We start from the raw sequence: 11,026 nt of genomic DNA on the forward strand, positions 1-11,026 counted from the left end.
GCCCGGGACGGGGTCCGCCTGCCCACGGACTGGGTGGCCGCTGTGGATCGCCTGGAGGCCTCTGAAGTCCTCAGGGACTACCTGGGGTCGCGCTTCGTGGACATGTTCGTCTCGGTCAAGCGCACCGAGCAGGACCGGTTCGGCGCGGCGGTCACCGCCCTCGACTATGACTGGTATCTGGGCAACGCCTGAAACTGGCGGTCGCCCGGTCGTTTCGGGATTGATCCCGGCGCTCAGGCGCCATCTTCTTTCACCCAAGGACTTCAGCCTCTGGGGAGAAACACCCGATGTCTATGCTTTCTGGACGCGGCGCGTCCCGCCGGAGCCTGCTCACCGCCCTGGGCGCCGCAGCGGTCGGGGTCTCCTTCAGCGCCTGCTCGAAGCCGGGCGCGGCCCCCGCCGGCGGTGGGGAAGAGCCGAAGCTGAACTTCTACAACTGGGACACCTACATCGGTGACACCACCCTGGCCGACTTCAAGAAGGCCAGCGGCGTCGACGTGAACATGAGCCTGTTCGCCACCAATGATGAACTGTTCGCCAAGCTGAAGGCGGGCAATCCGGGCTTCGATCTTATCGTCCCGTCCAACGAGTTCGTCAGCCGGATGACCGAGGCCAAGCTCATCCAGCCCCTCGACCACTCCAAGATCCCCAATCTGAAGAACATCGACCCGACCTTCCTGAACCCGGACTACGATCCCGGCCGGAAGATGTCCGTGCCCTACACCTGGCTGGTCCTGGGCATTGGTTACCGCAAGAGCAAGGTGAAGGGCGTGCCGGACAGCTGGAAGTGGCTGTTCGATTCCGACGCCTACAAGGGCAAGATCGCCCTGCTTTCCGAGTCCGCCGACCTCGTCCGCCTCGCGGCCAAGTACAAGGGCCACTCGGTCAACAACATCCCGCCCAAGATGGTTGCCGAAATCGAGAAGATGCTGATCCGCCAGAAGCCCTTCGTGAAGGCCTTCCATGAGGACAATGGCCAGGACATGCTCCTGTCCGGCGAGGTCGACCTGGTCCTGGAGTACAACGGCGATATCGCCCAGATCATGAGTGAGGACCCCGACATCGGCTTCGTCGTGCCCAAGGAAGGCAGCCTCATCAACTCCGATAACCTCTGCATCCCTGTGGGGGCGCCGCGTCCGAACAACGCCCATGCCTTTATCAACTATCTGCTCGACGCCGAAGCTGGGAAGAAGATCAGCGAGACCATCCTCTATCCGACCCCGAACGCAGCGGCGAAGGCCCTGATGCCGGACAGCTACCGGAACAACCCCGCGATCTTCCCGCCCGCCGACGTCATGGCGAAATGCGAATACGGCGCCTTCGAGGGGGCGGCGAAGGCCAGCTTCTACGAGGAAGTCGTGACCCGGGTGCGCGCCGCCTGACCTGACGCTGGAGCCCCAGGATGGAACAACACTGGAAATCGGCGAAAGGCCTGTTCGGCACCGTCCTCGGCCCGCCGCTATTCTGGCTGGTCCTCTTCTTCATGATCCCCATGGGGATCATCTGGCTCTATTCCTTCGGCGAGAACCGGGGCCTGACAGATATCGCCCTGACGGGGACCTTCTCGAACTACCTCAGGGCCCTGGACCCGCTCTATCTGAAGATCTTCGTCAAGTCGGTGGGCATCGCCGGGCTGACGACCCTGATCTGCCTGGCGATCGGCTTCCCGGTGGCCCTCGCCATCACCTTTGCCCCGCCGAAGGCCAAGACCTGGCTTCTTCTGGCGGTCATGCTGCCCTTCTGGACCAACCTGCTGATCCGGACCTACGCCCTCATCGCCGTTCTGCGAACCGAGGGGTATGTGAACCAGTCCCTGGAATGGCTCTGGAACGGACTGGGCGCGGGGGTCGGCGTCCTCGGCGCGGGGGCTCTGGGGCCCTTCCAGCCCCTGGAGCTCCTGCACAACAACTTCGCGGTGGTGCTGGGCCTGGTCTATGTCCACCTGCCCTTCATGGTCCTGCCGCTCTACTCGGCCCTGGACCGGCTGGACACCTCGCTCATCGAGGCCAGCCTCGACCTGGGTGCTGGCCACCTTCGGACCCTGTTCACCATTGTCGTGCCGCTTGCCCTGCCGGGGATCGCCTCCGGCGTGGTGATCACCTTCATCCCCGCCCTGGGTTCCTACCTGACGCCGGACCTGCTGGGCGGACCGGATAGCCAGATGATCGCCAACATCATCGAGCGCCAGTTCAAGCGGGCCAATGACTGGCCCTTTGGCGCGGCCCTGTCCTTCCTGCTGATGTACATGACCTTCATCGCCATCGCCCTACAGGCGATGCTCTCGAGACGTCGGCGAGAGCCAGCCTGATGGCCAAGCGTCCAGCTCCCGGTCCCCTGGAATACCTGCGTCGCTGGCCCCTGCAGCTGTGGCTCGCGGGCGTCGGTATCTTCCTCTACGCCCCGCTGGTCGCCCTGATGGTGTTCAGCTTCAACGATAGCCGGCGCAACATCGTCTGGCAGGGCTTTACCCTGAAGTACTACGACAAGGCCCTGCACAACGCCTCGCTGATCGAGGCCTTCGCCAACAGCCTGACCATCGCCGCGGTCTCCACCTTCCTGAGCCTGATCCTCGGTGCCATGGCCGCCCTGGCGCTCTGGCGCTTCCGGTTCCCGGGTAAGGCGGGCTTCGACGGCGCCCTGGCCCTGCCCATCGTGGCGCCCGAGATCTGCATGGGCGTTGCCATGCTGGTCTTCTTCGCGAAGGTCCTGCCCTGGCCCCAGGGCCTGCCCTGGCCGTTCAACCTGGGCGCCATCATCATCGCCCATGTCTCCTTCTCCTTCCCCTTCGTGGCGGTGGTCGTCCGGGCGAGGATGGCCAGCTTCAACCGCGAGTTCGAGGAGGCCGCACGGGACCTGGGTGCCAGCGAGTGGCGCACCCTGAAGGACGTCATCCTGCCGCACATGGCCCCCTCTTTGATCGCCGGGGCCTTCCTGGCCTTCACCCTCAGCCTGGACGACTTCGTGATCACCTTCTTCACCTCGGGCCCGGACACTGTGACCTTCCCGGTGAAGGTCTATTCCATGGTCCGCTTCTCCGTGACGCCGGAGGTGAATGCCGCCTCGACCCTGCTGATCGTGCTGACCGTCTTCCTCACCGCCATCGCCCTGAAGGTCCAGGGCGACCCGGCCTCCACGGCGGGGGGCCACGCGGCCCTCGACCGCCCCCAGAACCGTCCCTGAGGCGTCATGAGCAAGCCCATCATCACCTTCGAGAATGTCACCAAGCGCTTCGGCCGCATGGTGGCCGTGGACAATGTCTCCCTGACCATCGACGAGGGTGAGTTCTTCTGCCTGCTCGGCCCTTCGGGCTGCGGCAAGACGACCCTGCTGCGCATGCTGGCGGGCTTCGAGACCCCCACCGAGGGGCGTATCCTCATCGACGGGCAGGACATCTCCGCCGTGCCCCCCAACCGCCGGCCCGTGAACATGGTGTTCCAGTCCTACGCGGTATTTCCCCATATGACCGTGGCCGACAACGTCGCCTATGGCCTGAAGATCGACCGGGTTCCGGAGGCGGAGCGTGACCGGAGGGTCGAGGAGGCCCTGGAGCTGGTTCAGCTGGGCGGGCTGGGCGGCCGCAAGCCGGACCAGCTGTCCGGCGGACAGCGCCAGCGCGTGGCCCTGGCCCGGGCCCTGATCAAGCGCCCCCGGGTCCTCCTGCTGGACGAGCCGCTATCGGCCCTCGACGCCAAGCTGCGGGACCAGATGCGCACCGAGCTTTGTACCCTCCAGGAGACCGTCGGCATCACCTTCATCATGGTCACCCATGACCAGGACGAGGCCCTGGCCCTGGCCACCCGCTGCGCGGTCATGAACCGCGGCCTGCTGCAGCAGGTGGCGACGCCCAACGACCTCTACGAGTTTCCCGGAAGCCGCTTCGTGGCCGACTTCATCGGGTCGGTGAACCTGTTCGAGGGTGTCCTGGCCGTGGATGAGCCTGACCAGGCCGTGGTGCGCTCTCCCGAGCTGCCCACCGACATCTATCTCGACCATGGCGTCACCGGGGGCAGGGGCGCCACGGTCTGGGCCGCCCTGAGGCCCGAGAAGATCGAGCTGCACAAGTACACCCCCGGCCAGCCGCCGCCGGTCCTGGACGATTCCCCCGCCGGATCCAACCTGGTGCGCGGCGTGATCCGCCACGAGTCCTACCTGGGCAGCGAGAGCACCTACGACGTCGAGATCGCCGGCGGCCGGCGGGTCAGGGTGCTCAGGTCCAACCTGACCCGCTGGGACCAGGAGGACTTCGCCCTGGGCGAGGAGGTCTGGCTCGGCTGGCACGCGTGCTCGCCCGCCGTCCTGCTGAACTGACGTGGCCCGCCCGGTCGCCGGCATCATCTGCTGCACCCGCACGGTCGGCATCGAGCCCGCCCAGGCGGTGATGAACCGCTATGTCGCCTCGGCCATGGCCTATGCCGACGCCGCCGCCCTGCTGGTGCCTTCCATGCCTGGGCTCATGCGGGCCGCCGATGTCGCGAGCCGCCTGGATGGGCTCTTGCTGACCGGTAGCCCCTCGAACCTTGACCCCGGCGCCTACGGCGAGGCGGCGGACGATGCCCCTGGACCCTTCGACCCCGCCCGGGACGCCATGACCGGCGACCTCATCCGCGCCATGCTCGACCTGGGCCGGCCGGTCTTCGGCATCTGCCGGGGGTTCCAGGAGCTGAACGTGGCCTTTGGCGGGACCCTGCGCCGGGACGTCTCGGACCATCCCGATCTCCTGCGGCACCATGCCCCCGACGAGGTCGGCTTCAACGAGATGTTCGACCATGTCCACGACGTGGCGCTGACCCCCGGGGGTGTCCTCGCGGGTGCCCTGGGGCAGGCCCGCATCCAGGTGAACTCGGTGCACTACCAGGGTGTCCAGCGCCTGGGGGACGGCCTGTCTGTTGAGGCCTGCGCCGATGACGGGGTGGTCGAGGCCTTCTCGACCCAGGTCAATTCCGCCCCGGTCCTGGCCGTCCAGTGGCATCCCGAATGGCGGACGGGCGAAAATCCTCAAAGTCAGGTATTCTTCGGCGTCTTCGGGCGGGCCCTCCGGGGCGAGCCCCTTGTCAGCTGATCCGTTTCAGGAGTGACCCGCGTGAGCGTTCCTATCCGCAACCACGATATCGCCGAGCTGCGCCGCCTGGATCTGGCGCACCACCTGCCTGCCCAGGCGGACCACCGCCTGATCGCCAGCCTTGGCGGCAGTCGGATCATCACCCGGGCCGAGGGCAGCACCATCTACGATGGGGAGGGGAATGCCATCCTCGACGGCATGGCGGGCCTCTGGTGCGTGAACGTCGGGTATGGCCGCGAGGAGCTGGCCAAGGCGGCCTATGAGCAGATGCTCGAACTGCCCTACTACAACACCTTCTTCCGGACGGCGACGCCGCCCACGGTGAAGCTTGCGGCCCGGATCGCGAGCAAGATGGGCGGCCACCTGAGCCACGTCTTCTTCAACTCGTCGGGCTCCGAGGCCGTCGACACGATCTTCCGCCTGACGCGGCACTACTGGAAGCTGAAGGGTCAGCCCCAGCGCCGGATCTTCATCAGCCGATGGAACGCCTACCATGGCTCCACCGTGGCGGGGGTCTCGCTGGGCGGCATGAAGGCCATGCACGTCCAGGGCGACCTGCCAGTACCCGGCGTCGAACACGTCATGCAGCCCTACCACTTCGGCGAGGGTTTCGGTGAGGAGCCGGACGCCTTTGCCGCCCGGGCCGCCCAGGCCATCGAGGACAAGATCCTGGAGGTCGGGCCTGAGAACGTCGCCGCCTTCATCGGCGAGCCCCTCCAGGGCGCTGGCGGGGTTATCATCCCGCCGGAGGGCTACTGGCCAAGGGTCCAGGCCATTTGCCGCAAGTACGGCATCCTGCTCGTCTGCGATGAGGTGATCTGCGGCTTTGGCCGGCTGGGCCAGTGGTTCGGCCATCACCACTACGGCGTGCAGCCGGACATGATCTCCATGGCCAAGGGCCTGTCCTCCGGCTACCTGCCCATCAGCGCCACCGGCGTGGCCGACCACATCGTCGCCGAACTGCGCGAGAAGGGCGGGGATTTCATCCACGGCTACACCTACAGCGGCCATCCCACAGCCGCCGCTGTCGCCCTGGCCAATATCGACATCATCGAGCGCGAGGGCCTGGTCGAGCGCACCCGCGACGACACCGGCCCCTATCTGGCCCGGGCCCTGGCCACCCTGAACGACCATCCCCTGGTGGGCGAGACCCGCTCTCTCGGCCTGATCGGGGCGGTGGAGATCGTCCGGGAGCCCGGGACCAACAAGCGCTTCCTCGACAAGGAGGGCGAGGCCGGTCCGGTGGTGCGCGACATCTGCATCCGCAACGGCCTGATGGTGCGCGGCATCCGCGACAGCATCGTCTGCTGCCCGCCCCTGATCGTCACCCGGGCCGAGATCGACCGGCTGGTCTCCATCATCCGTCGCTCTCTCGACGAAGCCGAGCCCATCCTTCGGGCCCTCAAGCCGGAGGCGGCGGGATGAGTTCCCGCAAGAAGCGCCCGTCGCCGGCCTCCCGGGAGAAGCGCGGCGTCGCCTCGCTGGAGGCGGCGGGCCCCTGGCTGGCCCGCCAGTCCATCGAGGAGATCGAGTGCGTCGTGCCCGACCTCGCCGGGGTTGCGCGCGGCAAGATCATGCCGGTCCGCAAGTTCCTGGGCGCGCCCAGCATGAACCTGCCCCTGGCGGTTTTTTACCAGACCATCACAGGCGACTTTCCCGAGGTGATGGGAACGGTCTCGGCGGTGCAGGCGGACACCGACATTGTCCTGCACCCGGACTTCGCCACCCTGGCGGTGGTGCCCTGGGCCCAGGACCCGACTGCCCAGATCATCCATGACGCCTTTCACCCCGACGGCCGGCCGGTGGAGGAAGCGCCCCGGCAGGTCCTGCGCCGGGTCCTGGCTCTCTACAAGGCGCGGGGCTGGACCCCGGTGGTCGCCCCGGAGCTCGAGTTCTACCTGGTCGAAAAGAATATCGACCCCGATTACCCGCTGCGCCCGCCTATCGGCCGGTCCGGCCGGCCCGAGACCGGGCGGCAGGGGTATTCCATCGCCGCGGTCAACGAGTTCGATGCCCTCTTCGAGGACATGTACGAGTACTCCGAAGCCCAGGGGCTGGAGATCGACACCCTCATCCACGAGAGCGGCGTGGCCCAGATGGAGATCAACCTGAGGCACGGCGACCCGCTGGAGCTGGCCGACCAGGTCTTCATGTTCAAGCGCACCATCCGCGAGGCGGCGCTGGAGCACGACATCTATGCCACCTTCATGGCCAAGCCGATGGCGGGTGAGCCCGGCAGCGCCATGCACATCCACCAGTCCCTCCTGGGCGCGGACGGGCGTCCCCTGTTCTCGGACTGGAAGACGGGGGAGCCCACCCGCACCTACCTGTCCTTCATCGCCGGCCAGCAGCGCTATCTGCCGGCGATCATGGCCATGCTGGCGCCCTATGTGAATTCCTACCGGCGCATCGCCCGGGGAACGGGGGCACCGGTCAATACCCAGTGGGGCTACGACAACCGCACCTGCGGCCTGCGGGAGCCGCCCTCCGACCCGGCCAACCGCCGGCTGGAAAACCGGATCCCCTCGTCCGACGCAAATCCCTACCTCGCCATCGCCGCCGTCCTGGCGGCGGGCTGGCTGGGCATGACCCAGGACCTGACCCCCTCGGAGCCGGTGGCCACCGATGCCTCGGCCCTGGGCATCGAGCTGCCGCGCAACCTGCTGGAGGCCCTGGTGCATTTCGAGCAGTGCGCGCCCATCCGGGAGGTCCTGGGCGAGGTCTTCTGCAGTTCCTACGCCACGGTGAAGCGGGCGGAGTACGAGACCTTCATGCAGACCATCAGCCCCTGGGAGCGCGAGTTCCTCCTGCTGAACGTCTGACCGCGCCATGCGCAATGACGGCCACCCGGCGGGCTCCTGGTATGCCGAGACGGCAGCCATCCCCCTGCCGGCCCTGCCTGCCCCGGAGGGCGAGGTGCGTACCGGCGTCTGCATTATTGGCGCAGGCTTCACCGGACTGGGGGCCGCCCTGGCCCTGGCCCGGGCCGGGGTTCCCTGCCTGGTGCTGGAGGCGGCCCGGGTCGGGTCGGGGGCTTCGGGGCGCAATGGCGGCCAGGCCCATCCCGGCCACCGGCAAGACCAGTCCTGGCTCGAGGCCCGGGTCGGCGTCGACGAGGCCCTGCGGCTCTGGGATCTGGCGGAGGCCGGGCGCGCCCACCTGGCCGGCCTGGTCGCCGAGGTTGCCCCCGAGGCCGACTATCGCCCCGGCCTGATCGTCGCCCGCCACCGTCCGGGCGGGGAGGGACGGGACGCCGCCCACATCGATCACATGGCCCGTGTCTACGGCTGCGAGGCTCTCAGCCTTGTCTCCCGGGACGATCTGGCCGCGGAGCTGGGGACGGGGGTCTATCACGGCGGCATCCTCGACCGGGACGGCGGCCACCTGCACCCCCTGAACCTGGCCCTCGGCCTGGCCCGGGCGGTCCTGGCCGCCGGCGGACGGATCTGCGAGGACACGCAGGCCCTGTCCTGGACGCGCCGGGGCGGGGGGATCGAGGTCGCCACCCCCACTGGCCGGATCGTCTGCGACCGCCTGATCCTGACCGGGGACGGCTACCTGAGCCCCATCGCCGGGGCGGCCCGGGACCGGGTCATGCCGATCAACAACTTCGTCCTTGTCACCGAACCCCTGGGCGAGCGGGCCGACCAGATCCTGCGGAGCGGAGCCGCCGTTGCCGACACCCGCTTCGTGGTGAACTATTTCCGCAAGACCGCCGACGGTCGCCTGCTGTTCGGCGGTGGCGAGACCTATCGCGAGACCTATCCCGCCGACCTCGCCGCCTATGTCCGGCGCAGTCTCCTGAAGATCTATCCGGATCTGGCGGACGTGCGCATCACCCACGCCTGGGGCGGCTCGGTGGGGGTGACCCTCAACCGCACCCCCCTGGTGGCCTTTCCGGCGCCGGGGGTCTCCCTGGCGGCCGGATACTCAGGGCAGGGGGTGCTTCTGGCGCCCTATATCGGCGACCTTCTGGGGTGCGAGGCCCAGGGCGACCGGGCCGCCGCCGAGGCCCTGGAGTCTGTGTGCCGCCTGCCCACCCCGGCCTTTCCTGGCGGCCGATGGCTGCGCCGGCCCCTGACCGTCGCCGGCCTGACCTGGTACGCCCTGCGCGACCGGCTCTGAACCGCCCTCGCCCCTGGCCGCCGGAGTGTGCTAAGGCCGCGTCTACATGACCACCCCACTCAGCCGAATCCGCAACTTCTCGATCGTGGCCCACATCGACCACGGCAAGTCGACCCTGTCCGACCGCCTCATCCAGCAGACGGGCGCCCTGACCCTGCGCGAGATGACCGAGCAGGTCCTCGACAACATGGACATCGAGCGCGAGCGGGGCATCACCATCAAGGCCCAGACCGTGCGCCTGGACTACAAGGCCCGGGACGGAGAGACCTATGTCCTCAACCTGATGGACACCCCCGGCCACGTGGACTTTGCCTATGAGGTCAGCCGCAGCCTGGCCGCCTGCGAGGGCTCCATCCTGGTGGTGGACTCCAGCCAGGGGGTCGAGGCCCAGACCCTGGCCAACGTCTACCAGGCCATCGACAACAACCACGAGATCGTGCCGGTCCTGAACAAGATCGACCTGCCCGCCGCCGACCCCGACCGGGTCCGCGAGCAGATCGAGGACGTCATCGGCATCGACGCCTCGGACGCCATCCTGTGCTCGGCCAAGACCGGGCAAGGGATCGCCGAAGTGCTCGAGGCGGTGGTGACCCGCCTGCCGGCCCCCAAGGGGGACCCCGACGCGCCCCTCAAGGCCCTGCTCGTAGACGCCTGGTACGACCCCTACCTGGGCGTGGTGGTGCTGGTGCGGGTCGTGGACGGACGCCTGCGCGCCGGCATGAAGGTGCGGATGATCAATGCCGGTGTCGTGCACCAGGTCGACCGGATCGGCGTCTTCCGCCCTAAGCAGACCGAGGTCGACGAGCTGGGCCCCGGCGAGATCGGCTACATCACAGCCCAGATCAAGCAGGTGGCCGACGCCGCCGTGGGCGACACCATCACCGAGGACAAGCGGCAGACCGTTACGCCCCTGCCGGGCTTCCGCATCGCCCAGTCGGTGGTCTTCTGCGGCCTCTTCCCCGTGGACGCCGCCGACTTCGAGGACCTGCGCGCCGCCATCGGCCGCCTGCGCCTGAACGACGCCAGCTTCACCTACGAGATGGAGACCTCGGCGGCCCTGGGCTTTGGCTTCCGCTGCGGCTTCCTGGGCCTCCTGCACCTGGAGATCATCCAGGAGCGGCTGTCCCGCGAGTTCGACCTCGACCTGATCGCCACCGCCCCCAGCGTGGTCTACCGGATCACCCTGACCAACGGCGAGGTGGTCGAGCTGCACAACCCTGCCGACATGCCCGACCCGGTGAAGATCGAGAGCATTGCCGAGCCCTGGATCAAGGCCACCATCCTGACCCCGGACGAGTACCTGGGCGCCGTGATCAAGCTCTGCCAGGACCGCCGCGGCGTGCAGCGCGAGCTGTCCTATGTGGGCAGCCGGGCCATGGTGATCTACGACCTGCCCCTCAACGAGGTGGTCTTCGACTTCTACGACCGGCTGAAGAGCGTCTCCAAGGGCTATGCCTCCTTCGACTACCAGATCGAGGACTACCGGGTCGGCGACCTGGTCAAGATGAGCATCCTGGTCAATGCCGAGCCCGTCGACGCCCTGTCCATGCTGGTCCACCGCGACCGGGCCGAGGCCCGGGGCCGGGGCATGGTCGAGAAGATGAAGGACCTGATCAGCCCGCACATGTTCCAGATCCCGCTGCAGGCGGCGATCGGCGGCCGGATCATCGCCCGCGAGACCATCCGCGCCCTGCGCAAGGACGTCACCGCCAAGTGCTACGGCGGCGACATGAGCCGCAAGCGCAAGCTGCTGGACAAGCAGAAGGCCGGCAAGAAGCGCATGCGCCAGTTCGGCAAGGTCGACATCCCCCAGGAGGCCTTCATCGCCGCCCTGAAGATGGA

General features: G+C 67.8%; 9 protein-coding genes and 1 pseudogene. All 10 read left to right on the forward strand.

Annotated elements, in window-relative coordinates; all coding sequences use genetic code 11:
* Positions 1-192: pseudogene (locus WCJ52_RS08250) on the forward strand (glutamine synthetase); the annotation flags it as partial.
* Positions 193-287: 95 nt separating this feature from the next.
* Positions 288-1,382 carry a spermidine/putrescine ABC transporter substrate-binding protein gene (locus tag WCJ52_RS08255; protein WP_336902829.1) on the forward strand — a complete coding sequence of 365 codons (1,095 nt, stop codon included), beginning with the start codon at positions 288-290 and terminating at the stop codon, positions 1,380-1,382.
* Positions 1,383-1,402: 20 nt separating this feature from the next.
* Entirely contained in the window at positions 1,403-2,308 is a 906-nt protein-coding gene (locus WCJ52_RS08260) for an ABC transporter permease (RefSeq protein ID WP_336902830.1), read from the forward strand.
* Complete coding sequence (locus tag WCJ52_RS08265; protein WP_336902831.1) at positions 2,308-3,180, forward strand: ABC transporter permease; 873 nt, start codon at positions 2,308-2,310, stop codon at positions 3,178-3,180. The genes WCJ52_RS08260 and WCJ52_RS08265 overlap by 1 nt, the downstream gene beginning before the upstream one ends.
* A 6-nt stretch (positions 3,181-3,186) precedes the next feature.
* Entirely contained in the window at positions 3,187-4,308 is a 1,122-nt protein-coding gene (locus WCJ52_RS08270; protein ID WP_336902832.1) for an ABC transporter ATP-binding protein, read from the forward strand.
* Position 4,309: 1 nt separating this feature from the next.
* Positions 4,310-5,059: a gamma-glutamyl-gamma-aminobutyrate hydrolase family protein gene (locus WCJ52_RS08275; protein ID WP_336902833.1), complete on the forward strand. Its 750-nt coding sequence runs from the start codon at positions 4,310-4,312 to the stop codon at positions 5,057-5,059.
* Between the two features lie 21 nt (positions 5,060-5,080).
* Complete coding sequence (locus tag WCJ52_RS08280) at positions 5,081-6,484, forward strand: aspartate aminotransferase family protein (RefSeq protein ID WP_336902834.1); 1,404 nt, start codon at positions 5,081-5,083, stop codon at positions 6,482-6,484.
* A complete protein-coding gene (locus WCJ52_RS08285) occupies positions 6,481-7,881 on the forward strand; it encodes a glutamine synthetase family protein (RefSeq protein WP_336902835.1) in 1,401 nt (466 codons plus the stop codon). Before WCJ52_RS08280 ends, WCJ52_RS08285 begins: the two co-directional genes overlap by 4 nt.
* Positions 7,882-7,888: 7 nt before the next feature.
* Positions 7,889-9,184, forward strand: a complete 1,296-nt coding sequence (locus WCJ52_RS08290) for an FAD-binding oxidoreductase (RefSeq protein ID WP_336902836.1) — start codon at positions 7,889-7,891, stop codon at positions 9,182-9,184.
* 46 nt (positions 9,185-9,230) lie between these two features.
* On the forward strand, positions 9,231-11,026 hold a 1,796-nt coding region (lepA, locus tag WCJ52_RS08295), incomplete at its 3' end, for a translation elongation factor 4 (RefSeq protein ID WP_336902837.1).

Origin of the sequence: Phenylobacterium sp., assembly GCF_037138395.1 — a bacterium.
Taxonomy (GTDB): domain Bacteria; phylum Pseudomonadota; class Alphaproteobacteria; order Caulobacterales; family Caulobacteraceae; genus Phenylobacterium.